The sequence below is a fragment of the Cobetia sp. 5-25-4-2 genome (assembly GCF_013374075.1).
Taxonomy (GTDB): Bacteria; Pseudomonadota; Gammaproteobacteria; order Pseudomonadales; family Halomonadaceae; genus Cobetia; species Cobetia marina.
On the sequence record NZ_BLWK01000006.1, the window covers coordinates 229,809 to 256,135 of the forward strand.

Annotated in this window: 23 protein-coding genes; 14 read left to right on the plus strand and 9 right to left on the minus strand. The window is 62.7% G+C overall.

The genetic code is table 11. The features are described from left to right. Nucleotides 1-82 precede the first annotated feature (82 nt). The 4 genes from HXS65_RS13665 to HXS65_RS13680 all read right to left on the minus strand — a co-directional run bounded on the left by HXS65_RS13665 (nt 83) and on the right by HXS65_RS13680 (nt 3,978). Nucleotides 83-784 (minus strand): FadR/GntR family transcriptional regulator, encoded by a 702-nt coding sequence (locus HXS65_RS13665; protein WP_077377578.1) that lies wholly within the window; start codon nt 782-784, stop codon nt 83-85. A gap of 161 nt (nt 785-945) precedes the next feature. Next, nucleotides 946-2,466 (minus strand): tripartite tricarboxylate transporter permease, encoded by a 1,521-nt coding sequence (locus HXS65_RS13670; protein ID WP_255304521.1) that lies wholly within the window; start codon nt 2,464-2,466, stop codon nt 946-948. After that, on the minus strand, nt 2,466-2,936 hold the full coding sequence (locus HXS65_RS13675) for a tripartite tricarboxylate transporter TctB family protein (protein WP_084208377.1): 471 nt from the start codon (nt 2,934-2,936) through the stop codon (nt 2,466-2,468). The genes HXS65_RS13670 and HXS65_RS13675 overlap by 1 nt, the downstream gene beginning before the upstream one ends. A 76-nt stretch (nt 2,937-3,012) precedes the next feature. Beyond that, on the minus strand, nt 3,013-3,978 hold the full coding sequence (locus tag HXS65_RS13680) for a tripartite tricarboxylate transporter substrate binding protein (protein WP_077377584.1): 966 nt from the start codon (nt 3,976-3,978) through the stop codon (nt 3,013-3,015). Nucleotides 3,979-4,625: 647 nt separating this feature from the next. On the opposite strand from HXS65_RS13680, the gene HXS65_RS13685 reads away from it, so the two are divergent. The 8 genes from HXS65_RS13685 (at nt 4,626) to HXS65_RS13720 (ending at nt 14,214) form a co-directional block, all read left to right on the plus strand. Further along, nucleotides 4,626-5,402 carry an SDR family NAD(P)-dependent oxidoreductase gene (locus HXS65_RS13685; protein ID WP_054557138.1) on the plus strand — a complete coding sequence of 259 codons (777 nt, stop codon included), beginning with the start codon at nt 4,626-4,628 and terminating at the stop codon, nt 5,400-5,402. Nucleotides 5,403-5,624: 222 nt separating this feature from the next. Continuing rightward, a complete protein-coding gene (locus HXS65_RS13690) occupies nt 5,625-7,220 on the plus strand; it encodes an aldehyde dehydrogenase (NADP(+)) (protein ID WP_176494165.1) in 1,596 nt (531 codons plus the stop codon). 144 nt (nt 7,221-7,364) lie between these two features. Beyond that, entirely contained in the window at nt 7,365-8,387 is a 1,023-nt protein-coding gene (locus HXS65_RS13695; RefSeq protein ID WP_176494166.1) for a sugar kinase, read from the plus strand. 133 nt (nt 8,388-8,520) lie between these two features. Further along, a complete protein-coding gene (locus HXS65_RS13700) occupies nt 8,521-9,534 on the plus strand; it encodes a D-glycerate dehydrogenase (protein WP_176494167.1) in 1,014 nt (337 codons plus the stop codon). A 195-nt stretch (nt 9,535-9,729) separates the two neighbouring features. Then, on the plus strand, nt 9,730-10,872 hold the full coding sequence (locus tag HXS65_RS13705) for a LacI family DNA-binding transcriptional regulator (RefSeq protein ID WP_176494168.1): 1,143 nt from the start codon (nt 9,730-9,732) through the stop codon (nt 10,870-10,872). Nucleotides 10,873-11,072: 200 nt separating this feature from the next. Next, entirely contained in the window at nt 11,073-12,137 is a 1,065-nt protein-coding gene (locus HXS65_RS13710; RefSeq protein WP_141391709.1) for a TRAP transporter substrate-binding protein, read from the plus strand. 155 nt (nt 12,138-12,292) lie between these two features. Then, nucleotides 12,293-12,910, plus strand: coding sequence for a TRAP transporter small permease (locus tag HXS65_RS13715; RefSeq protein ID WP_176494169.1), 618 nt, complete (start codon nt 12,293-12,295; stop codon nt 12,908-12,910). Further along, the gene (locus tag HXS65_RS13720; RefSeq protein ID WP_176494170.1) at nt 12,907-14,214 is read left to right on the plus strand and encodes a TRAP transporter large permease; all 1,308 of its coding nucleotides are present in this window, start codon (nt 12,907-12,909) and stop codon (nt 14,212-14,214) included. The genes HXS65_RS13715 and HXS65_RS13720 overlap by 4 nt, the downstream gene beginning before the upstream one ends. A 106-nt stretch (nt 14,215-14,320) precedes the next feature. Here HXS65_RS13720 and uxuA read toward each other — a convergent pair whose 3' ends face one another. After that, on the minus strand, nt 14,321-15,496 hold the full coding sequence (gene uxuA, locus HXS65_RS13725; RefSeq protein WP_176494171.1) for a mannonate dehydratase: 1,176 nt from the start codon (nt 15,494-15,496) through the stop codon (nt 14,321-14,323). Nucleotides 15,497-16,002: 506 nt separating this feature from the next. On the opposite strand from uxuA, the gene HXS65_RS13730 reads away from it, so the two are divergent. From HXS65_RS13730 to HXS65_RS13750, 5 genes are all read left to right on the plus strand, one after another. Next, a complete protein-coding gene (locus HXS65_RS13730) occupies nt 16,003-16,749 on the plus strand; it encodes a ribonuclease activity regulator RraA (protein ID WP_176494172.1) in 747 nt (248 codons plus the stop codon). A gap of 131 nt (nt 16,750-16,880) precedes the next feature. After that, nucleotides 16,881-17,936 (plus strand): tripartite tricarboxylate transporter substrate binding protein, encoded by a 1,056-nt coding sequence (locus HXS65_RS13735; RefSeq protein WP_255304522.1) that lies wholly within the window; start codon nt 16,881-16,883, stop codon nt 17,934-17,936. A gap of 113 nt (nt 17,937-18,049) precedes the next feature. Further along, on the plus strand, nt 18,050-18,595 hold the full coding sequence (locus HXS65_RS13740; RefSeq protein ID WP_176494173.1) for a tripartite tricarboxylate transporter TctB family protein: 546 nt from the start codon (nt 18,050-18,052) through the stop codon (nt 18,593-18,595). 3 nt (nt 18,596-18,598) lie between these two features. After that, nucleotides 18,599-20,143 carry a tripartite tricarboxylate transporter permease gene (locus tag HXS65_RS13745; RefSeq protein ID WP_136939210.1) on the plus strand — a complete coding sequence of 515 codons (1,545 nt, stop codon included), beginning with the start codon at nt 18,599-18,601 and terminating at the stop codon, nt 20,141-20,143. A gap of 356 nt (nt 20,144-20,499) precedes the next feature. After that, nucleotides 20,500-22,455, plus strand: a complete 1,956-nt coding sequence (locus HXS65_RS13750) for a TonB-dependent receptor domain-containing protein (RefSeq protein ID WP_176494174.1) — start codon at nt 20,500-20,502, stop codon at nt 22,453-22,455. A gap of 127 nt (nt 22,456-22,582) precedes the next feature. Here the strand turns inward: HXS65_RS13750 and HXS65_RS13755 are convergent, their stop codons facing one another. Then, entirely contained in the window at nt 22,583-23,332 is a 750-nt protein-coding gene (locus HXS65_RS13755; RefSeq protein ID WP_176494175.1) for a siderophore-interacting protein, read from the minus strand. 1 nt (nt 23,333) lies between these two features. Next, the gene (locus tag HXS65_RS13760; protein ID WP_084208366.1) at nt 23,334-23,810 is read right to left on the minus strand and encodes a MarR family winged helix-turn-helix transcriptional regulator; all 477 of its coding nucleotides are present in this window, start codon (nt 23,808-23,810) and stop codon (nt 23,334-23,336) included. A gap of 256 nt (nt 23,811-24,066) precedes the next feature. On the opposite strand from HXS65_RS13760, the gene HXS65_RS13765 reads away from it, so the two are divergent. Then, nucleotides 24,067-24,744, plus strand: a complete 678-nt coding sequence (locus HXS65_RS13765) for an HAD family phosphatase (protein ID WP_136939207.1) — start codon at nt 24,067-24,069, stop codon at nt 24,742-24,744. 531 nt (nt 24,745-25,275) lie between these two features. On the opposite strand, the gene HXS65_RS13770 is transcribed toward HXS65_RS13765, so the two are convergent. Then, nucleotides 25,276-25,611, minus strand: a complete 336-nt coding sequence (locus HXS65_RS13770; protein WP_176494176.1) for a hypothetical protein — start codon at nt 25,609-25,611, stop codon at nt 25,276-25,278. Between the two features lie 116 nt (nt 25,612-25,727). Beyond that, on the minus strand, nt 25,728-26,315 hold the full coding sequence (locus HXS65_RS13775; protein ID WP_167592990.1) for an ankyrin repeat domain-containing protein: 588 nt from the start codon (nt 26,313-26,315) through the stop codon (nt 25,728-25,730). Nucleotides 26,316-26,327: the final 12 nt, after the last annotated feature.

The window sequence follows — 26,327 nt, forward strand, 5'->3', positions numbered from 1 at the left end:
ACGACAATGCCTCTGACCGGGAATGATCAGAGGCATTGTCGTGGAGCTGAAATGGCAGGTGGAGCGCCCGCCCCCTGTGAGACTAGGGCGTGTGCACCCCCTCGAACATACGCCGACGCGCCCCCTCGAGATGGGCACGCATGGCGCTTTCCGCGGCGGGTGAATCCTTGCCGGCGATCGCATCGATGATCGCCTGATGCTCATCCTGGACGATCCGCAGGCGCTCCTCGGAGGCACGCAGTGACAGACCGCGCGTCAAGTTCATGCCTTCCTTGATGCTCTGATTCAGCGAACGCAGCACGGTGGCGTAGTAGTGATTGCTGGCGGCTTCGGTAATCGCGAGGTGGAACTCGAAGTCTTCCTCGGAGGCGCGATCATGATTGAGGTTGGCCTGATTGATGGCCTCGAAACGCTGACGTATGTGCTCCAGCTGCTCTGGCGTGCGCCGCTGCGCGGCGAGGCCCGCCGCACTGGCCTCGACATTGGTGCGAAACTCGAAGCAGCGTTGTATGTCGGCGATGCTGGAGATCCGTGCGAACTCGAGCACGGCACTGTCAGGCCGATTGATGACGAAACTGCCAGACCCTCGCCGCGACACGACGAGATTGTCCTCGCGCAGACGCGCCAGGGCATCCCGCAGTACCGGGCGGGATACCTCATACAGCTCGCAGAGGCGCGCCTCGGTCGGCAGCTTCTTGTTGACGGGATAGTCACCGCTGATGATGGCGGCGAGTATCTTCTCGTAGACCACCAACGACAGTGAATGCTTGGCTGCGTCACTCATCGTGTCATGTCGCCCTTTCTCATCACTCTTGGTCCACCTTCAGGCATGTCAGATGGTGTGCGATTCTACCGGAAACCCTGCCGCATGAGGAAAGGCTACGGGGCAGCCCCCTCAATGGGTGCTCCCCCGCAAGTCCCTCTCGATCCGACGCGTCATCTCACTCAGGCATCCTGAGGGAGTTCCGATGCCGGTGTCTGCGGTACTCGACGCCCTGCTTTCACCCCGTTGACGATGATCATGGTCCAGACCGCCACTGCGGCAATCGCCAGCACCATGGCGATGGGGCGATCCACGAAGGCCGTCAGATCCCCATTGGACTTGAGAATCGAGCGCATGAAGTTGCTCTCGACGATCGGCCCCAGAATCACCGCCAGAATCATCGGCCCGACCGGGAAGTCGTTCTCGGCCATGAAGAAGCCCACCAGGCCGATACCGAGCATGATCCAGATATCGAACATCGCATTGTTGGCTGCGAACGCCCCGACGATGCAGAACATCAGGATCAGCGGGAACAGGATACCGGTGGGAATCGACAGGATGTGTCGCGCCCCACGGATCGCCATGAAGCCCAGCGGCAACAGCAGCAGATTGGCCAGCACGAAGACCATGAAGATGGCATTGACCAACGGTGCCTGGTCGACGAAGACGTCAGGACCCGGCGTGATGCCCTTGGTCATCAGGACGCCGATGATGATCGCCGTGACCGTATCCCCCGGGATCCCGAAGACCAGTGCCGGAATATAGGCCCCGGACAACGAGGCATTGTTGGCGGAACTGGCCGAGACCAGGCCTTCTGGATGCCCCTTGCCGAACTTCTCCGGAGTCCTGGAGAGCTTGCGGCTCACGGCGTAGCTGATCCAGGACGCGATATCGGCACCGGCGCCCGGCAAGGCCCCGATCACGGTCCCCAGGGCACCGCCGCGAAGGACACCGCCCTTGTATTTCCAGAGCGCTGCGCCAACGCCTTCGAAGGGACGCTTGATGACGGGCGGCACCAGCGGCGCGGCATTGCGGGTTTCCGGCATGCGACGGATCAGCTCGGAAATCGCGAACAGTCCGATCAGCACCGGCAGAATGGAGATACCGGCCAGCAGGTCATAGTTGCCGAAGGTGAAACGCATCTGACCCGAGACGCTGTCCATGCCCACCATCGCGATGACCAGACCCGCCAGCATCGAGATCCCGCCCTTGAGCGGGTCACTGCCGGAGACGAGGATCGCGCAGGAAAGCCCCAGCAGCGCCAGCCAGAAATATTCGTCACTGGTGAACTGGATGGCGAACTCGGCAATGCGCGGCGCGAAGAAGGCCAGGATCAGCACCCCGATCACCCCACCGATCATCGAGCAGGTCACGTTCAGCCCCAGTGCCAGCCCGACCTTGCCCTGCTTGCCCATCGCATAGGCTTCCTCGGTATAGACCGCCGAGGCCGGTGTGCCGGGAATCCTCAATAACGCCCCGGGAATGTCGCCGGCCACGATGGCCATGGCAGTCGCGGACACGATGGCGGCGATGGCCGGCAGCGGCTCCATGAAGAAGGTGACCGGCACCAGCAGTGCCGTGGCCATGGTGGCCGTCAGGCCGGGGATGGCGCCCATGAAGAGCCCGAAGAGGGAGGCGGCCAGAATGATCAGCATCACTTCCCACGTAAACACCATCGTGGCGGCTTGCAGTAAGTCACTCATCAGTAGATCACCTTTTCCAGCAGGCCCAGCTCAAGCGGAACGTGCAGCAATTGGCCGAAGACTTCCCAGATCACTCCCGTGGCCACCAGCGCGATACCACCGGCAGGCAACCAGCGACGATGATGGAAGGCATAGAGCAGCAACGTGAGCAGCACGAAGGACACCACCGGGAAACCGATGACTGGCGTCAGGTAGATATAGGCCACGATGGAGGCGCAGATGGCCGCCAATGTCATGATGAAGGTGATCAGCGGCACAGGGTGCTGCCAGGCAAACCAGACTTCACGATTGCGCAGCCCACGGACGAGCAGGATGGCTCCGAACAGCATCAGCAGTGCGCCGATGACCGTGGGAAAGGTACCGGCCCCATATTCCTGGCGCGGCAGGTTCTTCAAGTCGAGGGAGGCATATATGACGGCAGCCCCGAAGGCTGCCGTCACCACACCCGTGACCTTGTCGTTGGTACGCATGTGCGGTTACTCATGAAGACTCAGGAAGAAACGGTCGAACACGCTGAATGGCAGACGCTCACGGCGACCCGCGCGTTCAGTTGGCCAGACCCAGCTTTTCGATGGTGGCAGCGTTCTTCTCATCCTGATCTTTCATGAAGGCACGGAAACCTTCGGCATCTTCCCAGACGGTGCCGTAACCGCGACCGGACATGAAGTCCTGGAACTGCTCGGACTTCCAGACCTTCTCGGTGGCTTCTGACAGGCGTGCGGTCACCTCTTCCGGCAGGCCCTTGGGCCCGACCAGGCCACGCCAGGAGCCCTGGATCCAGTCATCACCCGTGACTTCCTTGACGGACGGAATGTCTTCAAAGGAATCGACACGATCATTGGCCAGCACCGCCAGCGCCTTGACGCGTCCGGACTTGCGCATGGACTCGATTTCCGGAAGCGAGGAGAACACGATATCCACACCACCGGCTGCCAGCTCCTGCAGACCCGGCGCGGCGCCTTCACTGGGCACCAGTGTCACGTCATTCGGATTGATGCCCTGCTGATCCAGGAAGCCGGCGAAGGACAGATGATAGGCAGCCCCGGGCGCGGAGCCGGAGACGGTGTAATCGCTCGGATTGGCCTTCAGCGCCGACAGCGCATCATCCAGGGTCTTCCACTCGGAATCGGCGTTCACCGTGAAGGAGGCGTAATCCAGATTCAGCAGCGCGATGGGCGTGAAGTCCTCATAGGACAGCTGCGCGGTACCGATATGCTGGTAGGTGGCAATCTCTGCGGTGCCAAGCCCCAGGGTGTAACCGTCGGGGCGCGCCATCTTCATGGACATGTGACCTACCACCCCGGAACCGCCGGTCTTGTTGACCACATTGACAGGCTGACCGAGCTCTTCCTGAAGACCCGCCGCCAGCTGACGGCCGACCGCATCGCTGCCACCACCGGCAGACCATGGCACGATCAGCGTGATGGGCTTGTAGGGATAGTCGGCTGCCATCACCGCGGAAGCGGACAGGGTCAGCACGGAGGCGCAGAGGACTTGTGACAATTTACGCATGGCGAAGACTCTCTCGTTGTCTTGTTATGGAGGCGTTGCGTGGCTATGTCTGTTGCGGCATTGCAGCGTGGGACAGCGTCATGAAGGTTGGCGTTGGCTGCCCCAGGCACTGAGATCAGTGTCAGCGGGATGCACGAATTTTACAAGTTATGACAACTTGAACTTTAGACCAATCCAAAAATGAGCATCAGGGAGGGAGTGAGGGTTGGCTGTCGTGGGGGGCTGACGGGATCTACCTCTAGGATAGCCGAACCGGGCTAGCGAGACCCTTATCCAATGGCCGCAATCCACGGCGTATCCTGCGCATGGCTGACTACGATAAACCTGAATAACTTATTGATTTTACTTATTTATCTGTCAATTCACGACAAATCACCCTTTCCTTCATTCCAGGAAAGCTCGCCTGCCCTGTCCCGAAACTAGCCCGCGTCCTGCCAGGTGCCATTGGCGGGTGATCCAGAGATACCCAACGGCGAACTGCACTAAAGCACTACTCGCCAGTTGTCATTATTTGTTTGTCGATCGTGTCTGCCTGGGCTAAGGTGACTCGTGCCGAGAGGGAGCCAATGCTCGCCGCAACTTCCTCCACCTTTCATTCGCCATGCCGCCTCCAAGAGCGTACGGCTTTCCACCGTCAGGAATCCCACATGTTCACCGATCTCAAGCAGAAGAAAGTCCTCATCACCGGCTCCACCAAGGGTATTGGTCTGGCAGCCGCCGTGGCCTTCGCCCGTGAAGGGGCAGTGGTCGGCATCAACAGCCGCCAGCAGGATGACGCCGCTCGCGACGCCATCGCCCAGATGGAAGCCACCGGTGCTCGCTTTGAATATTTCGCGCGCGACCTGTCCACCAGCGAAGGCTGCGCTGCACTGGTAGAAGACTTCACCAAGGCCTTCGGCGGCATGGACGTGCTCGTCAACAACGCTGGTGGCCTGGGCGTGCGTGCCGGACTCGAGAGCCTGGATGATGCCGCCTTCGACCTGGTGATGGATCTGAACCTGCGCTCCGCGATCATGACGACCAAATATGCCATGCCGCATCTGAAGGCCTCCGCCAAGGATTCCGGCACCACCGCCAGCGTCATCAGCACCGGCTCCATCGCGGGCCGCGAGGGCGGTGGTCTCGGCGCCTCCCTGTACGGCGGCACCAAGGCCATGCTGCACAACCTGCACCGCAACTGGGTGAAGGAATTCACCAAGGACAACGTGCGCTTCAACATCGTGTCGCCGGGCACCATCGATACCGTCTTCCACGCCGACAAGAGCGAAGAGCTGCGTGCCAAGATCGCCGGCAGCATCGCCATGGGCCGCTTCGGCACCTCCGAGGAATGTGCACCGACCTTCCTGTTCCTCGCCTCCCACGCCACCAGTGGCTACATCACGGGCCAGGTGATCGACATCAATGGCGGCCAGATGTGCCCGTGAGGCATACCGCCCACGACGGCATCGCGCCCATGAGACGCGCCCCAGCAGCCTGAATGTCTCGCCCTCGGCCTCATGACATGTCGGCACGCAACAGTCCCGCCATGCACCGTCAGTCGAGACGAGCATTCCCTTGTCCCGCGTCGCGCCCCATGAGGGCGATGGAGGCGGGACATTCCGGACTGTGCCCACGAAAAGAACGCCCCACGAAAAGAGAGACGCCTTATGTCACCTTCCGATCAGACGACACTGCGCGGCCACCAGATCATCGGACAGCAGAGTCTGCTGGCCGACGGCAAGCCGGTACACGCCATCAATCCTGCCAACGGTGAGCGCCTGGCGCCGGGCTATCCGGCCGGTGGTGCCCGTGAGGTGGAGCTGGCCTGCCAGCTGGCACACGACGCCTTTGACAGCTTCCGGGAAACGGATGCTGAAACCCGCGCCGGCTTCCTCGAGACCATCGCCGAGGAAATCGAGGCCATCGGCGAGCAGATCACCGAGCGCGCCCTTCAGGAAACCGGCCTGCCGCGGGCTCGTCTGGAAGGGGAACGTGGCCGTACCTGCGGTCAGCTGCGCCTGTTCGCCGGCGTCGTGCGCGCCGGTGAGTGGCTGGATGTGCGCATCGACCCGGCCATGCCGGAACGCAGCCCGATGCCGCGCGCCGACCTGCGCCAGCGTCGCATCGGCCTCGGCCCTGTCGCCGTCTTCGGGGCCAGCAACTTCCCGCTGGCCTTCTCGGTGGCCGGTGGCGATACCGCCTCGGCACTGGCGGCTGGCTGCCCGGTCATCGTCAAGGCACACTCCGCTCACCCGGGGACGTCCGAGCTGGTCGGCGGCGCCATCCAGCGCGCCGTGACACGTTGCAACCTGCCGGAAGGCATCTTCTCGCTGCTCTACGGCAGCGGCAACACCCTGGGTCAGGCACTGGTCAATGACCCGCGCATTCAGGCCGTGGGCTTCACCGGGTCACGCAGTGGCGGTACCGCACTGCTCAAGACCGCCCAGGCACGTCCTCAGCCGATCCCGGTCTACGCCGAGATGAGCAGCATCAACCCGGTACTGCTGATGCCGGCCGCGCTGGAAGCCCGTGCCGAAGGGCTGGGACAGGCCTTCATCGCCTCGCTCAACATGGGTGCCGGCCAGTTCTGCACCAACCCGGGACTGGTGCTGGCCCTCGAAGGCGAAGCGCTGGAGCGCTTCCTCAAGACCGCCGCCGACAATGTCGCGGCCAGTGCCTGCCAGACGATGCTGACGCCGGGCATCCACGATGCCTACCGGGGTGGCGTGGAGAAGCTCTCCGCCCTGCCCCAGGTACAGGAAGTCGCGCGCGGCGCACTGGATGGCGACAACGCAAGTCCGTGTCAGACCGCGCTGTTCCGCACCACCGGCAGCGACTTCCTGAGTGAATCCGCATTGCAGGAAGAAGTCTTCGGTGCCAGCTCGCTGGTCATCGCCTGTCGCGATCTGGACGAGATGCGTGCGGTCTGCGAGCACCTGGAAGGCCAGCTGACCGCCACCCTGCACCTGGACGATGCCGACATCGACGCCGCCCGCACCCTGATGCCGGTGCTCGAGCGTCGCGCCGGTCGCATTCTCGCCAATGGCTGGCCGACGGGTGTCGAAGTCTGTCAGGCGATGGTCCACGGTGGCCCCTGGCCGGCAACCTCTGACAGCCGCACCACCTCGGTGGGCAGCGCGGCCATCGAACGCTTCCTGCGTCCGGTGTGCTATCAGGATCTGCCTGAGGCACTGCTGAGCCCGACCCTGCGTGACGGCACCCAGGGCCTGCCGCGTCTGGTGGACGGCAAGCGCCAGCTCTGAGTCATTGCCCAAGTGACGTGCAGTGAGTGACGTCTGACCGACAATGCGCAGTACGGCAATTTCCATGACGGCGCGGCTTCGCCAGCCGTGTCGTCATGCAGGACAAGCACAAGGAACGGCTCCAACTACACAGGACACGCCATGATGTCTGAGCAAGCCAACGCGTCATCGACGCCATCCTCATTCTCTTCTTCCTCGCCACTGGAAATCCTCGCCTTTGGCGAAGCCATGGCGCTGCTGGTCGCCGAAAGCGAGGGCGATCTTGCACAGGTCTCGCACTACGAGCGACGCATCGCCGGCGCCGATACCAACGTGGCCATCGGCCTCGCCCGGCTGGGATTTCATGTCGGCTGGCTGAGCCGCGTGGGCGACGACAGCCTCGGGCGCTATCTGCGCCAGACCCTGGAAGACAACGGGCTGGACTGTCGCCACCTGACCCGCGACGGCGATGCCCCTACCGGCCTGATGTTCAAGGCACGCGCCAGCCAGGGGGAAGATCCGCATGTCGAGTATTTCCGTCAGGGCAGCGCCGCCAGCCGCATGAATGCCAGTGACGCCGATGGCATCGACTTCAGCGCCCTGCGCCACCTGCATGCCACCGGCATTCCGCCGGCCATCTCCCCCAGCTGTCGTGAACTATCGTTCCATCTCTTCGAACAGGCCCGCCAGTCCGGTGCCAGCATTTCCTTTGATCCCAATCTGCGCCCTACCCTGTGGTCAAGCGAGCAGGAGATGCGCGACACCCTCAATCAGCTGGCAAGCCGCGCCGACTGGGTCTTGCCGGGGCTTGCAGAAGGCGAGCGACTGACCGGCCAGAAGACACCTGAGGCCATCGCCGGCCACTATCTCGAGCAAGGTGCCAAGGCCGTCATCATCAAGCTGGGCCCTGAGGGCAGCTATTACCGCGGGATGATCGGCGGCCAGGAAGCCGCCTTCAGCGTCCCGGGCCTGCGGGTCGACAAGGTCGTCGATACCGTGGGGGCGGGCGATGCCTTTGCGGTAGGTGTCGTCAGCGCACTGCTTGAAGGGCTCTCCCCGAAAGACGCCATGCATCGCGCCAATCTGCTCGGCAGCCGTGCCGTTCAGGTGCGGGGTGACATGGAGGGCCTGCCGGATCGCGCGACGCTCAAGACGCTCGAAGCGGGTGATGCCGTCAGCGTGTCCTGAGTTCGCGGCCAGTTTCCAATGACACCCAGTGGCGATACGCCCCTGACGGCAGCCTGCCGGCCAGTTCATCGCCCACGCTCTCAAGGAGGCAAGGATGCATGCACAGCACTACTCGGCCCGAGGTAGCAGCCATATGACAAGTGACGTAGACGAGTGCGTGACCCGCCGCAAGGTCGTGGTGCTCAAGGCGCTGGATGATGAGCAGATGGCCACCCTGCGCGAGCGGCATGACGTCGTGCTGCTGGAGGGGCATGACAGCGCCGAGGCGCTGGATGCGGCACTGCACGACGCCCTGCACGATGCCCATGGACTCATCTGCTCTGGACACAGGATCACGGAAGCGCTGCTGGATGCCGCCCCCGCACTGCGGGTGATCTGCACGGTCTCCGTGGGCTATGACAACTACCCGCTTGAGGCGATGGACGCGCGCGGCATCCTGCTGTGCAACACCCCGGACGTGCTGACCGAGACCACTGCCGATGTCGGCTTCCTGTTGATCATGGCCACGGCACGACGCGCGGTGGAGCTGGCCAACATGGTGCGCGACGGCCAATGGACACATGGCCTCACACCGCCTCACTTCGGTACGGACGTGCACGGCAAGACACTCGGCATGGTGGGCATGGGCCGTATCGGCGCGGCGATCGCGCGGCGCGGTGCACTCGGCTTCGGCATGCGGGTCCAGTACTCGAATGCTTCCCCCAAACCTGCGCTGGAGAGCGAACTGGGCGCGAGCCGTGTCGAGCTGGACACCTTGCTAAAGACCAGCGATTTCGTCTGCGTCACCGTCCCGCTCAGCGAGCAGACCGAGCGCCTGATCGGCAGGCGTGAGCTGGAACTGATGCCCGCCAGCGCCATCCTGATCAACATCGCCCGCGGGCGTGTCATCGATGAAGCGGCCTTGATCGAGTGTCTCGAGCGTGGCGGTATCCGCGGCGCCGGGCTGGATGTCTTCGAGCAGGAGCCGCTTCCGGCAAGTTCACCGCTGACGCGCCTGCCACAGGTCGTGGCACTGCCGCACATCGGCTCTGCCACCCATGAGACACGCCGCGCCATGGCGCAGCGTGCGCTGGACAACCTGCTGTTGGCACTGGCGGGGAAATCGCCGCTGAGTGCGGTCAATGAAGCCAACTGGACGCGCCGGTAGACCGGTGGCCGGCAGACCGGTGGCCGGCAGACCTGTGACGCCGCCCCTTCGACACATGGCTGCCAGACCAAAGTGCTGAGGGGAGCGCGGGCGAATTGCTCTATGCTCTGGACATGGATTTGGAACCATCCAAAAACGTCTCCACCCCGGCAATGAGTTCGGGATGACAACAAGAAAACGCCCAGGGAAGACGCCATGAAAGATCCCATCACGACACCGCCGGCCAAGGCAGATGCCACGGTGTCATCGCAGGCCCCGTCATCACAGGTCCCGTCATCGCAGGCCCCATCATCACAGAGCGCCTCGAGCAGCATCACGCTTCAAGATATCGCGGCACATGCCAAGGTCTCGCGCAGCACGGTCTCGCTGGTGCTGCGCGAAAGCCCGCTGGTGGCGAAACGCACCCGCGAGAAGGTCCAGGACTCCATCAAGACACTGGGCTACGTCTACAACCGTGGCGCCGCCGCCATGCGCGGCAGCCGCACCGCGACCTTGGGCGTGGTGGTCTATGACATCGCCAACCCCTTCTTCGGCTCCATGGTCGCGGGGATCGATGCCGCCCTGCATCAGGAAGGCTATGTGTCATTTCTCGCCAACAGCGAGGATTCCCCTGAGCGTCAGCAGCGCTTCATCGAGCGCATGCGTGAACATCGTGTCGATGGCCTGTTGCTGTGCCCCGCCGAACACTCAGACCCGAACCTGATCCATCAACTGGCCGACTGGGGCATGCCCTGCATCCAGGTGATGCGCTATCTGGACGCCCCGCCCTTCGATTACGCCGGCACCGATTTCCGGCGCGTGGCCGAGATGGCCGTCAATCACCTCGTCAGCCTGGGCCATCAGCGCATCGCCTTCATCGGCGGCGCGGACCACTCGGTCAGTCATGACCGCTGGCTGGGTTATCAGGCCGCGCTGGATCATCACGGCCTGAGCTATCGCCGCCTGGTGCGCGGCAATGGCGTGACCCGGCGCGTCGGCCATGAGCTGATCAAGACCCTGATGCAGGAAAGCCCTCGCCCGACGGCCGTGGTCTGCCACAACGACCTCGTGGCCTTCGGTGCCATGCTGGGCCTGCGCCAGATGGGGCTGGAACCCGGTCGCGACTGTGCCGTGATCGGCACCGATGATGTCGAGGAAGCCGAACTGGGCGACCCGCCCCTGACCAGTATCGCCACCCACCCCTACGCCATCGGGGAGCAGGCGGCGCGACTGGCATTGCGACGGATCGCCAATCCCGGCGGCGAGCGAGAAAGCGTCATCATGCCGCCGGAACTCAAGATACGCCGCTCCTGCGGGAGTCCTGACGACGCCATCGTCGAGACGCCTCGCCCGGACTGACGGCAACGCTTTCTCTGAACGGCGGGTCATGCCTGGAGAGCATCGACTGGCCGCGCAACCCCCGAGCATGGACCGGCCGTCTGGAGACTGCCGGTCTGGCAAGCCGCAAGACAGAAAGACTGCAAGACGGAAAGACGGAAAGACGGAAAGACGGAAAGACGCAAGGCACAACAACAAACAACGCCAAGGAAAACGCCATCATGCTGAATTGGATCAATCCAACTACGTCCACCCCTGCCATTTCCCAGCGCTCACCTGTGGGCGCCCGACTGTCCAGAGGGCTGAGCAAGGGGCTGGCCGTCGCGGCCACCACCGGCACCCTGCTGGGCGCCACGCTCGGCTTCTCGGCCAGTGCCCAGGCAATGGAGCTGCGCTTCGGCCACGCCGGCACCGAAGATACCGCCTACCAGCTCGGCGCCGAGCGCCTGCGCGACCTGCTCGCCGAGAAGACCGATGGCGACATCACCATGACCATCATGGGCAACTCGGTACTGGGCCATGAAACCGAGATGTTCGAGCAGCAGATGGCCGGCGCGCTGGACATGTCCATCGTCAGCCCCGGGCTGATCACCGACTTCTCGCCCACCGCCAACGTGTTCACCATCCCGTTCCTGTATCGCGATGTCGACCACTGGCAGAAGGTGCTGGATGGCGAGGTCGGGGAAGAAATTGCCCAGAAGATCAGTGACGAGACCGACGTGAAGGTGCTGGCCTATTTCGGTGGAGGCAAGCGCCACATCGTCAGCTCGCGCGAAGTCACCTCACTCGATGACCTTAAGGGCCTCAAGCTGCGCACCAATCCGACCAAGCCGTTGATCGTCGCCTGGCAGGCACTCGGGGTCGAACCGAGCGTGGTGGCCTGGAAGGAGATCTACACCGCCATCCAGCTGGGCGCGATCCACGGCCTGCTCAATGAGCCGGAATGGACACTGCGCATGCGCTTCCACGAAGTCGCCCCCAACATCGCGCTGTCCGAGCACGACATCACCGTGCGCCTGCTGACCATGTCCAAGATGTCCTGGGACAACCTGGATGAGCAGCAGCAGAAGACATTGATGGAATCCGCGCACGAAGCGGCGGCCTACGCCCGCAAGGTGCAGCTGGAACAGGACGCGGCAGCCCTCGCGGAGCTGGAGAAGCAGGGTGCCAAGCTGCATGAGATCGACCGTGAGCGCATGCAGGAGATCGTCGCCGAGCCGCTCAAGGAAGTGATCGCCGAGATGGGACTGCAGGACATCTACGACAAGGTACGCGCCGTCAGATAAGGCATGTCAGGCGGGGCGCCTCACCTGCAGCCAACTCTGGCCTCAGGACAGGCGCCCCGCCACCTTCCTCTGCCCCTGGCGCACGTCACCTCGCGTGTCATCACTCTCGTGTCGTCGCTCTCCTTCCCTCGCACTCTTCTTGAAAGGACAGTGCCATGCCTTCTGTGCTCGCAGGGCTCTCACGCCTGAATCGGACGCTCGAACGTCTGCTCTATCTCGTCTTGCTGGTACTGCTGGCAAGCTTCATCGTCTTCATCATCTATCAGATCGCCAGTCGCAACCTGGCCTTCCTGCCTCGCCTGTTCTGGACCGAGGAATTCAGCCGCTTCGCCTTCCAGTGGATGGTGATGCTGGGCACCGCCGTCGGGGTGCTGCATGCCGATCACTTCGTGCTCGAAGCCTTCCCTCGCGGCAGTCGCGCCGACCTCGTCACGCGCTGGATCCGTGATCTCGCCTGCCTGCTGCTGGGGGTGCTGTTCATCGTCCACGGCAAGGACTTCGCGCTGTCGGGCCTGCGCCGCAGTGCCATGGCCTCGGGGCTGTCGATGATCTACGTCTATTCGGTGTTCACCGTCAGTGGCGTCTTCATCGTGCTGTTCAGTCTGCAGCGACTCTTGCATGCCTGGCTCTTCGGCATGAAGGCCATGGAGGCGGCACTCAATACGCCCAGCGAGGCGGAAGAACTGGCGACGCCGGAGGAGACGCAGGCCGTCCTGTCCCCCGTCATCGCCGGCCATGCGCATGACGCCACTGATCGGAGAACACTGCCATGATGCCAATGGACTGGCTCTACCTGATGCCCTGGCTGCTGTTCGGCGTGCTGGGCATCCTGATCGTGATCGGCATTCCCATCGCCATGGCACTGGTGTTGACGACGACCACGCTGATCCTGCTGGACCCGCGTCTGACCTACTGGATCATGTTCCAGCGCATGTACAACGGCATGGATTCCTTCGTGCTGCTGGCCGTGCCGCTGTTCCTGCTCGCCGGCAACCTGATGAATGCCGCGAGGATCACCGACCGCCTGATCACGCTGTGCATGCGACTGGTCGGCCACTTCCGTGGTGCGCTGGCTCACGTCAATGTGCTGGTCAGCATGCTGTTCGCCGGGGTCTCCGGCTCCTCCACCGCTGACAGTGCCGGCGTGGGGACGGTACTGATACCGGCCATGAAGCGCGAAGGCTATCCGGTCAGCTTCGCCGTCGCGGTCACCGCCGCCTCCTCCGTGATGGGCACCATCATCCCGCCGTCGATCAACATGATCGTCTGGGGTGCGCTGACCAACACGTCGATCGCCGGCCTGTTTCTCGGCGGCATTCTGCCCGGCGTGATGATCGGCGTGGCTCAGCTGCTGCTCAATACCCGCTACGTGCGCCGCTACAACGTGCCGGTACGCAAGCGTGCCACCCTCAAGGAGCTGGCAAGCTCCGGCAAGGATGGTCTGCTGGCCTCGGGGATTCCGATCGTGATCATCGGCGGCATCACCCTGGGCATCGTGACGCCGACCGAAGCCGCGGTGATCGCGGTGGTCTACGCACTGGTGCTGGGCTTCGTGATCTATCGCGAGCTGGATCTCACCAAGCTGCTCAATGCCTCCACCGACACCGTCAGGCTGTGCTCGCTGTCGCTGTTCAGTCTGGTGGGCGCGGCCATCTTCGGGTATCTGATCAGCTTCTATCAGATTCCGCCGAAGCTGATGGCAGGCGTCAGCATCACGGACCCGACCGTGCTGCTCATCGTGATGACCATCGTGCTGCTGGTGATCGGCACCTTCATGGACGCCCTGCCCGCCATGGCGATCATGGCACCCATCTTCTACCCGCTGGCGATGGCGGCAGGCGTGCACCCCGTGCAGTTCGGTGTCATCGGCGTCATGGCGCTGGGCCTGGGGCTGATCACGCCGCCCTACGGCCTATGTCTGATGATTTCCGCCAAGATCGGCGGCATCCCCCTGCTCAAGGCCATGGCGACCACCATGCTGTACCTGGGCGTGATGCTGGCCGTGATCGTGTTGATGATCCTGTTCCCGGAATTCGTGCTTGCGATCCCGCGCCTGATCGCTCCCGATTTCGTCTAGCAGCCCCCTGGCCAGACAGACCTGTCTGTCTGGCCTCATGAACAAGAACGGCCACCCCGGTCTAGACACCGGGGTGGCCGTTCTTGTTTGAGTGGCGTACCCGCCGTCAGGCCAGTCTTTGGATCGCCATCTCGAGGCCACGGATTTCCGCCAGCCCTTTCATGCGCCCATACAGCGGGTACCCCGGGCGGGTCTCGCGGCGTGCATCGTCCAGGATGTGGTGGCCATGGTCCGGGCGCATCGGCAGGGGGGCTCCACCAGACGCCAGGCGGAGGCGCTCTTCTGCCACCAGCACACGGATGATCTCCACCATGTCCAGATCCCCCTCGAGATGCTGTGCTTCATGGAAGGAGCGCTTGTCCTCGCTGTCACGCCCGGTGGCTCTGAGATGAGCGAAGTGGATGTGAGAGGCAAAGCGGCGCGCCATGATGCTGAGATCAATATCCGGATTGGCACCGTAGGAGCCGGTACAGAATGTCAGGCCATTGGCCGGGCTGGGCACGACACCCAGCAGCCAGTCGGCATCCACCATGCTCGAGACCACGCGCGGCAGGCCAAACATCGGCCGCGGCGGATCATCGGGGTGAATGGCCAGGCGAATGCCGACCTCTTCCGCCACCGGCACGATAGCCTTGAGGAAGGTGGCCAGATGCTGGCGCAGGCGCGCGGCGTCAATTCCGTCATAGGCCGCCAGCGCGGCGCGGAATTCCGCCAGGCTGTAGCCCTCTTCTGCACCGGGCAGTCCTGCAATGATAGTGCGGATCAGCCTCTCGCGACTGGCATCATCCAGCGTCTCGAGATGCTGCCGCGCGGCCTGCTGCTCCTCGCTGGTGTATTCGCGCTCGGCGCCGGGGCGCTCCAGCAGATAGAGATCAAAGGCCGCGAAGGCATCCTGATCAAAGCGCAGGGCCGTTCCACCTTCCGGCAGCTGCCAAGCGAGATCGGTGCGCGTCCAGTCCAGTACCGGCATGAAGTTGTAGCACACCGTGGTGATGCCACACTCCGCCAGATGGCGCAACGACTGCTGGTAATTGGCGATATGGCGATCACTGCCGGGCGCTGCCTGCTTGATGCTCTCATGGACGGGAATGCTCTCGACCACCGACCACCTGAGACCGGCCGCCTCGATCTGCGCCTTGCGCTCGCGAATGGCGGCCAACGGCCAGACCTCGCCATTGGGTATCTCATGCAGCGCCGTGACGATACCTGTCGCGCCAGTCTGACGAATTTCCTCGAGCGTGATGGGATCCTCGGGACCGAACCAGCGCCATGTCGCTTCCATGTCATCTCCTTGACGGTCAAAAAAGGGGCGGACAACACCCACCGACAAAATATGACAACTTGTGTCAGGTGCTGCCATGCGACCTATGTCGCTGGCGATGACGAGCCGGCTCATGTTGCTTCCTGCCACCGTCACGGCTCCTCACCGGAAAGCCGTATCGTGGGACTGGGCGAGACCCCCTATCGGCCTGAGACCCACAAAATAAATCCATCAATATCAACATATTGAGTGACATGACGAGTAACGAGAGCAGAACGTGACGCTCGCGTGCCCCACGATGTCCTTCGCGTGCCATGCCGGACAGCCATGGTGATGAGTGCCATTTTCGCTTCCGACACTAGACTTATTGATCATCCAAAGTTGTCAATATTTGTTTGATCAGTCATCTCAAGCCCCCTATAGTGATCTCGGAAACCCCATCAGACGCACGTGTCGACTGATCACTCTGGCCAGGCACGTTGCCGAGAGCCGAGCCTCCTTACCCATAGACTGACGACGGACGCCATATGACTGCCATTACTTCTACCGAGCACGCCAGCTACGCCGAGCTCTCCTCCGTGACCCGCGAGCGTTTGATGCGCGCTTCCACCGCCTCTCTGCACACCCTGCTCTTCAAGCGTGGCCTGCGAAACACCTTCATCCAGAACGTGGTGCAGATGAACCGCAAGACGACCCACATGGTGGGCCAGGCCTTCACACTGCGGTATATCCCGGCACGCGAAGACATCGACACCGTCGCCGCCTTCCGCGACCCCAAGCACCCGCAGCGCCTGGCGGTGGAAACCGTCCCGTCCGGGCATGTCATGGTGTCTGACTGCCGTCAGGATGCCTCGGCCGCCAGTGCTGGCAGCATCCTGCTGACCCGCCTGGAGTATCGTCAGTGCGCCGGTTTCGTCTCCGACGCCGGCATCCGGGATTCCCGCGCCGCCGCCGAGATGAACCTGCCGATCTTCTGCGCCAAGCCCAGCGCCCCGACCAACCTGACCAAGCACCATGCGGTAGAGTTGCAGGTGCCGATCGGTTGCGGCGGCGTGCCGGTCTTCCCGGGCGACGTGCTGGTGGGCGACGCCGATGGCGTGATGGTCATCCCGCTTGAGCTGGCCGACGAGATCGCCGAAGAAGCCAGTCAGATGGAAGATTTCGAGGATTACGTGCTGGAGAAAGTCCGTAACGGCACGCCCGTGATCGGCCTGTATCCGCCGACGGACGAGGCCCGCGCAGAATTCGAACGCTACATGGCAGCCAAGCAGTAATCTGCATGTCGCCCATACCGTCTTGTCCACGGTAACCCCGGACGACAGGTCACGCCGGCCTGTCGTCCACCGCCCCTCCTGCATCAATGCGTATCGAGTGACCACAACCATAACAACACTGGAGTCGTGCCATGCTCTGTCAAGACAATCGCCAAGACACCCGTCAAGCCAACTCACGTCGTCTCACGCCGAGCGCTCGCTCAAGGACCCGCTCCTGTTCACTGTTGGCGTTGCTCGCCCCGATTGCCCTGTCCGGCATGGTCGCGGCCTCGCCCTTCGTCAGCACCGGTGTCCAGGCCGACTATCCGGTGCGTGACATCCGACTGATCGTGCCGTGGCCCGCCGGCGGCGGCGCCGATGCCATCAGCCGCAAGATCAGTAACCTGGCCGAGCAGGACCTGCCGAAATCGATCTACGTCGAGAACATCGGGGGTGCCATCACCGCCACCGGCCTGATGCAACTCAGCAAGGCCCGTCCGGATGGCCATACCGTCGGCGTGATGACCTATGACAGCATCATCACCCTGCCTCGCGGCAACCTGGTGCCCGGCTACTCGCTGGACCGCATGATTCCCTTCGCTCGCATCACCAAGGAAGCGGACGCCATCGTGGTATCCAAGCAATCCGGTTACGAGAATTATGAGCAGCTGATCGAGGCGGCACGCGCCAACCCCGGTACCGTGCGTATCGGTGTCGCCCCGCGAGGTTCCGGCCCCTACCTGGCAGTTCGCCGCCTGGAAGCCGCAGCCGGTGTCGAATTCAATGTCATCACCTATCCGGGCTCTTCCACCGCCGAAGCCGAGGCACTGCTGTCCGGCGAGATCGACGGTGCCATCTCGAGCCTGGGTGACTTCTCGGGCATTCTGGAATCCGGGGATGCCCAGGGCATCGTCGAATTCTCGTCAGAGCAGAACCCCGCCTATCCGGAAGTGCCGCCGATGAGTGAACTGGGTGGCAATCTGGAAACCGGCAGCTTCATCGTGCTGGCCGTGCCCAAGGGCACGCCGGATGAGGTAGTCAGCACGCTGGAAAATGCCTATCACACGGCCTACGAGACACCGGAATTCCAGAAGTGGATCACGGGCGTCGGCGTCACGCCCAGCTGGCTGGGCGGCGATGAGGTCAATGCCTGGATCGAGGATTACCAACAGAAGACCTTCACCGCCATGGATGAACTCGGCCTGTAGACGTGCCGGCAAGCGGCACCGCTGAGTGTCGATGCCACTCGACGTCTACCCGTCCTCCTTCACTTCCATCGTCAAGCGGCGTCCGGCAACGGGCGCCGTCAAGGAATTCTGTCATGTCCTCATCCGCTTCCCCTCCCCGACGCCACTGGTTGATCAGCGGGGCGACACCGCTGACGCTGGTCATGACGGCCGTCAGTACGCTCTATCTGATCAGCGCCTTCCAGATGGCGCCGCCATTGGACAATGGCCGTCTGACGGCCTCGTTCTTCCCTGCCCTCATCGGGTGCATCGCGCTCGTGCTCTGCGTGGCCCAGCTGGTCAGCCAGCACCGCGCCAGCCGCGGCGCTGCAGCGGATGACGGCAAGGAGTCTTCCACGACCGACGGCGACGCCAGCGCACCGCTGTTCTCACCGGCGCTGCGCCTGATGCTGGTGACCGCCCTCTATATCCTGGCGTTTTCGCACCTGGGATACCTGCTAGCGTCCGCACTCTATGTCTTCAGCGTGATGCTGCTGTTCTCGGGGCGTGAGAAATGGATCAGCAAGGCATTGATCGCCTGCGCCATCTCCGCACTGGGCTATCTGCTCTTCGAACAACTCTTCAATGTCCACCTGCCGACCTTCGAGCTGTCCGCTCTCGTCGCCACGAGTGGAGGATGACGCATGGAATTCATCGCTCAGGTATTTTCAAGCTTCGCCCTGCTGCTGGACCCGGTCATCCTGTTCTACGTGGTCGCCGGCTTCGTCATCGGCACCATCTTCTCGGCCATTCCTGGCCTGACCGCCACCCTGGCGCTCGCCCTGCTATTGCCGCTGACCTATAGCCTGGACGTGACTACCGCCCTGATGGCGTGTGCCAGCATCTACATGGCCGGCATGTGTGGCGGCAGCATCACCGCCACCACCATCAACATCCCCGGCGCGCCCTCCTCGATGATGACGGCACTGGAAGGCTATCCCATGCAACAGCGTGGCGAAGGTGCCCTGGCGCTGGGTCATGCCTCCTTCGGTTCGATGGTCGGCGGTAGTCTCGGCGCATTGCTGTTGATCGTGCTGGCACCGTTCATCGCCGAAGCCTCACTGCTGGTCAAGACCACCGGCAAGTGCGCGCTGATCGCCTTCGCGCTGATCGTGATCGTGGTCGCCCAGCGCGGCAACATCCGCAAGGCCGGCATCACCGCCTGCCTGGGGCTGATGCTGGCGACGATCGGGCTGGACGCCATGCAGCCACTGGCGCGCTTCACCTTCGGCATCAGTGAACTGACTGCCGGGATCGACCTGATGCCGGTCATCATCGGCACCTTCGCCATCAGCGAGCTGCTGATCCAGGTCGGCAATCGCAAGAAGGACGCCGCCATCCGCCAGCAGCTCAAGGCCAGCCAACAGCTCAAGCGTCGTGATTTCATTCCGCCGCTGAGCGCCATTCGCGAGATCGGCATCGGCTGCTATCTGAAGTCGACGCTGATCGGCTACATGGTCGGCACCCTGCCCGGCGCAGGCGGTTCGATGGGCGGCTTCCTCGCCTACGTGGAAACCGTGCGCACCTCGAAGAAGCCCGAGAGCTTCGGCAAGGGCAATCCTCAGGGCATCGCCGCCGCCGAAAGTGCCAACAATGCCGTCTGTGGTGGCGCTCTGGTGCCGATGCTGACCTTCGGGATTCCGGGCGATCCGGTCACGGCCATCGTGCTGGGCGTACTGGTGATCAACGGCATCCAGCCGGGGCCGCAACTGATGGCGTCACAATCCGGACTGATCGCGCCGATGCTGGCCTCGCTGCTGTTCAGCGCCCTGATCCTGATTCCCCTGACGCTCTATCTGATGGGTCCCTACTTCCTGCGCATCGTCACCATCCGCAAGGACGTGCTCTACGGTGCCATCGCATTGCTGGCCGTCGTCGGCAGTTTCGTGGCCACCTACTCCGTGTTCCAGATGATGATGACGCTGGTGCTGGGCATCGTCGCCTACCTGATGCGCAAGCATGATTATCCGGTGATCACGCTGCTGCTCGGCTTCATTCTCGGCCCGAATCTGGAAGAGTTCCTGCGCCGCGCGCTGACACTCTCCAATGGAAACCCGATGACCTTCCTCACCACTCCGGACAGCCTGTTCTTCGTCGTGCTGACAGTGGTCTTCGTCTACTTCCTCGGTATCCGCAAGCCGGTGCAGCTCAAGCAGGCGGCCCCCGAGAAGGCTGGTTCGACGAGCTGAACGCTCCTTCGCGCCTCGCACCTGCGAGGCGCTGAGTGATCCAAGCAAGAGTCGCCTGAAACGCTAGACGTCGGTGAAAGACAAGACAGCCCGCCATCCATGATGGCGGGCTTTTTATGCGTTATCCGTCATGTGATTGTCGAGAACCGCAGAAAGCCAAGCTCAGTTTCGAGAGCTGTCTTCATTGACTTTCTGCCGCTCACCTACCACAGCGCAATCCCCTCGCGCCTGACAGGCTCGTGACGACTCAGGAGAGGCGTCTGACGATAAATTGTGCAAGGATCTTGCAAATAGTTAGTGAGAACGATTAGCATTGCCAATCGTTAGATATAACTATTCAAAGCAAGGGAATCCACGTGCATCTCCGTCTCCATCCGCTTACCGCCGCCGTCCTTTCCGCCAGCGCATTGACTCTCGGCGCCACGAGCCATGCGCTCGCCGGCGACATGTCCACGCTTGTCGTCAGCGAAGACCGTCTTGAACAGAATGTCGTGATCAGCGCCGAAGAGATCGAAGAACGCCAGGCTCGTGACCTGGAAGACCTCTTCCGTGCCGAACCGGGGGTCAGTGTCGGTGGCGGCATCGCCATCGGCCAGAAGGTCTATGTTCGTGGACTGGAAGACACCAACCTGAACGTCACCATCGATGGCGCGCGTCAGGGTGGCTATCTCTTCCACCATACCGGCCGACTGACCATTGACCCTGCCCTGCTCAAGCAGGCGGAAGTCGATACCGGCCCTGCGACGGCGGATGATGGCCCGGGGGCGCTTGGCGGCAGCCTCCGCTTCGAGACCAAGGATGCGCAGGATCTGCTCAAGCCCGGTCAGGATATGGGGGCGCGCGTCTCCGTCGGTACCGAGAGCGCGGCGGACGCCACCTCCGGCACCACGGCGTTCTATGGACGTCTGGGGGAAAATCTCGGCCTGATGGGATATGTCAGTGGCCGCAACAGCGATGATTATGAGGTCGGCGGTGGCGGTGAGCAGGAACAGACCGCAGGCCAGCAGCGCGGCTACCTGCTCAAGATGTCTCTGCTTGACGTCAATGATCAGGACCTGCGCATCAGTGCCGAGCGCACGACCGATCACGGCACCTACTTCACACGCCCTCACATGCCGAGCTTCAGCAGCCAGCAGCCGACCTATCAGGAAATGGAGCGTGAGACCTTTACCGTCAATCACGCCTGGCACCCGGGCAATGACCTGATCGATACGAAGACCACCCTCTATCACACCACCCAGGAACTGGATCGTGTCGAAAGTGGCAGCACCAGCCGCTCCCGCGAATTCGGCGCGGATGTGCGCAACACCTTCCGTCTGAAGACGGGTGATGTGGCGCATGCCCTGACGACCGGCGTGGACTTCTATGATCAGGACACCCGTCGCTCCGATGACGCAGGCAGCTCTGGCCCCAACAACGAAGACACTTCACGCAACCTGGGAGTCTACGCCCAGAACCGCATGACACTGGGCCCGTGGGCTCTGTCCGTTGGCGCGCGCCTGGATGATTACGACAGCGATTACGGCGAGGCGGGTAGCGTCAGTGGCAGCGAGGTCTCCCCCAACGCGATTCTGAGTGTCGATGCCACTGACAACCTGACCCTGCATGCCGGTTACGGCGAGGCCATCCGGGGTGCCAAGGCGCGGGAAGTGATCCTGATCGGGGATGATGTCACCATCGCGGAAGGGCTTGAGCCGGAGAAGGCGCGTCAACGTGAAATCGGTCTGGATTGGCATCAGCGAGATGCCCTGATGGAGGGAGATCGTCTCGGCTTCGCGCTGACCGGCTTCCATACCGATATCGAGAACTACCAGGCCTATGATCGCGGCAGTGACCCGGCGGTGCTCTACAACCTGGATGGCGACGTCGAGAGTCGTGGCTATGAAGCCAGCCTGAACTGGGGAGTCGGTGGCTATGACACCCGCCTGGGCTACGCCAAGGTCGTCATGAAGAACAACGACGGCGACCCGCTGGGTGACGAGATGAACATCGGTGCCTCCACCGGCGACAAGTGGACCTGGGATCACCAGTACCGTCTTGCGCACCACGACATCACGCTGGGCTACACCCTCAATGCGGTGGAGCGCCTGGAGCGCGTGGCACAAGGCGATGAGGAAAAGCCGGGCTACGTGACGCACGACATCCGCGCCCAGTGGACACCGGCCGCCTGGCAGGATCTGACTCTGACCTTGGCGGTCAACAATCTGTTCGACAAGCGCTATAGCGATCACAGCAGCTACCTGCTCAGCAGTGGCGACAGCATGCTGGAGCCAGGTCGTGACATCCGGCTGGGTGCCAGCTACCGCTTCTGAGTCCGTCCGCTGTTTGCGGGTCAGTCAGCCGATGCTCGCGATGCGTTGACTGTCAGATTGCCCCACAGGCCTGCCTGTGGGGCTTTTTCGTGTCCGGACCACCTGCCTTGCACCTGACGCGCCGGTGTCAGTCCGCCTGCTCGGTCTCGGCGTCCTGTTGCTTGGCCAGCTTGTGACCATCTTCTGACTGACCGATCTTCCAGTAGCTCGAGACATAGAAGTGGGACTTGGGAATCTCGTAGGCCTGCTTGAGGTGAGCACGTAGCGCACGCATGCTGCCGAATTCACAGGCCGCCCAGACAGAGATCTGACCTTCCAGTCTCGGCAACAAGGCAACCTTCTCCAGCAGCGGCTGGCCTTCCGGGTCTGGCTGCGGGTTGATCAGCCAGTGCAGCTCGATTCCCGGCGGGTGCTCAAGCGTCTGGATGTCAGCCGCATCCGGCACTTCAATGATGGCGTGTCCTCGGGCATCCGCCGGCAGTTCGGCCAGATTGACACTGATCGCCGGCAACGCCGTCATGTCACCCGCCAGCAAGAAGCTGTCGGCCGCCATGTTGATCAACTTCCTGGGCCCCGGGCCGCCGATAGTGATGCTGTCACCCGGCCTGGCGCTGGCCGCCCAGACAGACGCCGGGCCTGCCTCTTCATGCAGCACGAAATCGACATCGATCTCGGTCGCGCGCTGATGACGAATGGTGTAGGTGCGCATCATCGGTCGCTCACCTTCCCCACGCGCGAAGACCAGCTTGATGTAGGCACTCTCCTGGCTTTCGGGAAGGGAGCCGATATTCTCGCCCCCCAGCGTCACGCGCAACATGTGTTCGGTGACACGCTGGGTACGAATCACCTCGAGGTCTCGCATCGCGGGCTTGGCCATCTCACGCACTCCTGTCGTCGTTGCCATTGGGCACATCAGCGCTGAAATCCCCGCATGCGGAGACGTTGTCCATCATGCGAGTCGCCGTGTTCAGAAAGGCCGCGATCTCCTCATCACCGAGATCACCGGCCATGCGCTGGGCCGTCTCCTGTTCCAGCACCTTGACTCGCTCCAGCATGTCACTCCCCGCTGCGGATACCTGCAGCAGCTGACTGCGCCGGTCCTGCGGGTTCTGGTGTCGTGACACCAGCCCGCGGGCCTCCAGCTCGTTCAGGACGCGAGTGACACGCCCCTTGTCCTGCCCGAGCAGCTGCCCGACCTTGTGGGCGGTGCATTCGGGAACCCGGACGATGCTCTTCAACATCCGGATGTGCAGGACAGGCAAGTCGATGCCGTGCTGCTGGATGCCATCGCGCAGCTGCTTGCGATAGACGTGCATCAGACGATGCAGCACTTCATGCAAAGCGGTCGTTGCCATGGTCTTCCATCAGTTGGTTGCTAAAGGGCAACTATATGGATAGTTGGTTGACACTGTCAACAAATATCCAAAGAAGACGTATTCTCATTGGCTCGCCCAACTCAGTCGCCCAACTCAGTCCCGCCTGGCAACTCCGCCACCCGGACGCATTTCATGCGCCATGAGAGGCGTGAATTCAACGACTTGTCCCATGGCCGCCACCCTCAGGAAACTGCTAATGTCGTGACTATCACTTCCGACACTCCACGAGGCATCAATGGCCGAACTCTGCCTGCTGTTTGACTCCGACGGGACTCTGGTAGACAGCGAAGTCCTGCTGGCAGAAGCGCTTGCCAGCACGCTACCCGGCTACGGCCTGCCCTTCACGGCCGCCCGGTATCTGGATCATTTCCGGGGCGTACGTTTTCGCAGCATCGTCGCGGAACTCGAGGCACATCATGGCGCGCTGGCCCCCGAGCGGCTGGATGAGATGGAGGCCCGCATGCGTGCCACCCTCGAGGACCTGATGACGGCTCGCCTCACGGCCATGCCCGGCATGCCTCAGGCACTGGCGGAGCTCTCCGGCTACCCATGCGGCGTGGTCACCAACGGGCCGGAACGCAAGGTACGCCTGGCGCTGGATACCACCGGGCTGGCGCGCTTCTTTGACGGCCATATCTTCAGTGCCTACACCCTGGGCGTCTGGAAACCGGACCCACGCCTCTATCGCCTCGCCGCCGAGCAGATGGGGTTCGCGCCGCAGCGCTGCGTGGTGATCGATGATGCCGCCGTCGGCGTGAAAGCCGGGCTGGATGCCGGGATGCATGTCATCCACTTCGCCCACCATGAGGACGGCCTCGGCACGCCCTCCGGGGCACTGAAGATGCGCAGTGCACGCGAGCTTCCGGCGCTGATCAGAGAGATCTCGCAGCGCGTGGCACGCCTCGACCCCTGATCGGCCAGGGCCGGATTCCTGAAGAGCTGATGCACCGCGAACCGGCGCGCAAGACAAGAAAGCCCGCACGGAGGCGGGCAAGGAATGCAAGAAAGCCCGCACGGAGGTGGGCAAGGAATGTCGGGACAGGACATTCAGGGCAGGGTCATCTTCCGGCAGGGTCAGCTTCAGACAAGGTCACCTTTGGGCAAAGACACGTCCTGCATGCTGCTGCATCAGGGGCGATAGCCCGAGTCAGTCACATGCATTTGCGCAAGGATGCCATCGCGGCGGGCAATGCTCGCACGCTTCTGACGACGCGGCCTTTCGGCCGGCGCTGAGCGCGGAGGCAGAGTTCCGCGTGTCGTCCTGGGGGCTTTCCCGGGACCTTCTGCGAGTCTCTCTCCAGGGCTTTCTTCAGAGCTTTCTTCAGGGCTTTCCAGAGATCTTTCGAGTCATCGAGCGCAAGGCAAGGACGGGCTTCGTCTTGAGTCAGCCATTGATGGTGTTGTTGCTGGTCGCCAGACGCTCAATCACTCGAAATGCGGGGCTTTACACGCTGTCGTTGAGCGCGTGCTCCACTCGAGTTGCAGAAACACTCTTGCCAGCATCATTGGCCTGATAGCGGGCTTTCATCATCCCACCGGCGGCCCCGCGCAGGCCTTGCAGCGGCTGCTCCAGCGCCTGCTGCACACGTCCTGCCGAGGTGCTCATGCCGGTAGCGGCAAAGACGGCCTGCCGCGTGGACGCCGCGTGGGCGTGACCCGCGATCAGAGGCTCGCTCAAGGCAGCACGTACCCGGGCATCGGAGACGCTATCTTCTGCGTGACTGAGAGTGCTGACCGCAGTGAGCATGGACAGGCAGACAAGGGGAACCAGACGTTTCATTCAGAGAGACTCCAAGTGGTGTCGAGTGAGCGCCCCAACGGGAGCGGCACTCGGGTAGAGGACGGCCGAGCCGTCCAATGGTGCTTCGGGCATGGCAGAGGCAACCTCTGCACGCCTTACAGGTTGAATTTCACCAGGGTGACGATGCGTGACAGGCCCTGAGCGGCGGCCAGAGATTCGGCGGTATTGCCTTGCTGATCCGCAATTCCGGGGTCGGCCCCGGCATCGAGCAGATGCCTGATGATGGTTTCCCGCCCGAACAGCGAGGCCATCATCAGCGCCGTCTGGCCACTGGCATTGCGATGATTCACATCACAGTCGGTATTGGCCAACAGCCAGTCTGCCGTCTCGACATGCCCACGGAAGGCCACGCCCATGAAGGCATTGCTGCCTCTTTCATCCACGGCACAGGCGTCCACCCCATACCCCTTGAGCAGGGCCAGAGTGCTGGTATGCCCGTAGTAGGCAGCCATGATGAACGGCGTATAGCCGTGGGATTCCGTGATCGACAGGTCTCCGCCCTGGTCGTGGTAGCGTTCGATGGCGGCGTTGTCGCCCTCACGCGCGGCATCCATGATGTCCATGCCCTCGTCCGCCTGCGCCGGGAGGGCGAGCAGACTCATGACGGCGACGCTGAGCGCGAGCATCAAGGTGACAAGGTTCGTGATGGATTGCCTGATGGGGGCTTTCACGGTCAAGGTCATGGGACTCTCTCC

Excerpts from the sequence above, each read along its gene's own strand:
- HXS65_RS13665 (WP_077377578.1), bottom strand. The coding sequence starts at position 784 with ATGAGTGACGCAGCCAAGCATTCACTGTCGTTGGTGGTCTACGAGAAG.
- HXS65_RS13670 (WP_255304521.1), bottom strand. The coding sequence starts at position 2,466 with ATGAGTGACTTACTGCAAGCCGCCACGATGGTGTTTACGTGGGAAGTG.
- HXS65_RS13675 (WP_084208377.1), bottom strand. The coding sequence starts at position 2,936 with ATGCGTACCAACGACAAGGTCACGGGTGTGGTGACGGCAGCCTTCGGG.
- HXS65_RS13680 (WP_077377584.1), bottom strand. The coding sequence starts at position 3,978 with ATGCGTAAATTGTCACAAGTCCTCTGCGCCTCCGTGCTGACCCTGTCC.
- HXS65_RS13685 (WP_054557138.1), top strand. The coding sequence starts at position 4,626 with ATGTTCACCGATCTCAAGCAGAAGAAAGTCCTCATCACCGGCTCCACC.
- HXS65_RS13690 (WP_176494165.1), top strand. The coding sequence starts at position 5,625 with ATGTCACCTTCCGATCAGACGACACTGCGCGGCCACCAGATCATCGGA.
- HXS65_RS13695 (WP_176494166.1), top strand. The coding sequence starts at position 7,365 with ATGTCTGAGCAAGCCAACGCGTCATCGACGCCATCCTCATTCTCTTCT.
- HXS65_RS13700 (WP_176494167.1), top strand. The coding sequence starts at position 8,521 with ATGACAAGTGACGTAGACGAGTGCGTGACCCGCCGCAAGGTCGTGGTG.
- HXS65_RS13705 (WP_176494168.1), top strand. The coding sequence starts at position 9,730 with ATGAAAGATCCCATCACGACACCGCCGGCCAAGGCAGATGCCACGGTG.
- HXS65_RS13710 (WP_141391709.1), top strand. The coding sequence starts at position 11,073 with ATGCTGAATTGGATCAATCCAACTACGTCCACCCCTGCCATTTCCCAG.
- HXS65_RS13715 (WP_176494169.1), top strand. The coding sequence starts at position 12,293 with ATGCCTTCTGTGCTCGCAGGGCTCTCACGCCTGAATCGGACGCTCGAA.
- HXS65_RS13720 (WP_176494170.1), top strand. The coding sequence starts at position 12,907 with ATGATGCCAATGGACTGGCTCTACCTGATGCCCTGGCTGCTGTTCGGC.
- uxuA (WP_176494171.1), bottom strand. The coding sequence starts at position 15,496 with ATGGAAGCGACATGGCGCTGGTTCGGTCCCGAGGATCCCATCACGCTC.
- HXS65_RS13730 (WP_176494172.1), top strand. The coding sequence starts at position 16,003 with ATGACTGCCATTACTTCTACCGAGCACGCCAGCTACGCCGAGCTCTCC.
- HXS65_RS13735 (WP_255304522.1), top strand. The coding sequence starts at position 16,881 with ATGCTCTGTCAAGACAATCGCCAAGACACCCGTCAAGCCAACTCACGT.
- HXS65_RS13740 (WP_176494173.1), top strand. The coding sequence starts at position 18,050 with ATGTCCTCATCCGCTTCCCCTCCCCGACGCCACTGGTTGATCAGCGGG.
- HXS65_RS13745 (WP_136939210.1), top strand. The coding sequence starts at position 18,599 with ATGGAATTCATCGCTCAGGTATTTTCAAGCTTCGCCCTGCTGCTGGAC.
- HXS65_RS13755 (WP_176494175.1), bottom strand. The coding sequence starts at position 23,332 with ATGGCCAAGCCCGCGATGCGAGACCTCGAGGTGATTCGTACCCAGCGT.
- HXS65_RS13760 (WP_084208366.1), bottom strand. The coding sequence starts at position 23,810 with ATGGCAACGACCGCTTTGCATGAAGTGCTGCATCGTCTGATGCACGTC.
- HXS65_RS13765 (WP_136939207.1), top strand. The coding sequence starts at position 24,067 with ATGGCCGAACTCTGCCTGCTGTTTGACTCCGACGGGACTCTGGTAGAC.
- HXS65_RS13770 (WP_176494176.1), bottom strand. The coding sequence starts at position 25,611 with ATGAAACGTCTGGTTCCCCTTGTCTGCCTGTCCATGCTCACTGCGGTC.
- HXS65_RS13775 (WP_167592990.1), bottom strand. The coding sequence starts at position 26,315 with ATGACCTTGACCGTGAAAGCCCCCATCAGGCAATCCATCACGAACCTT.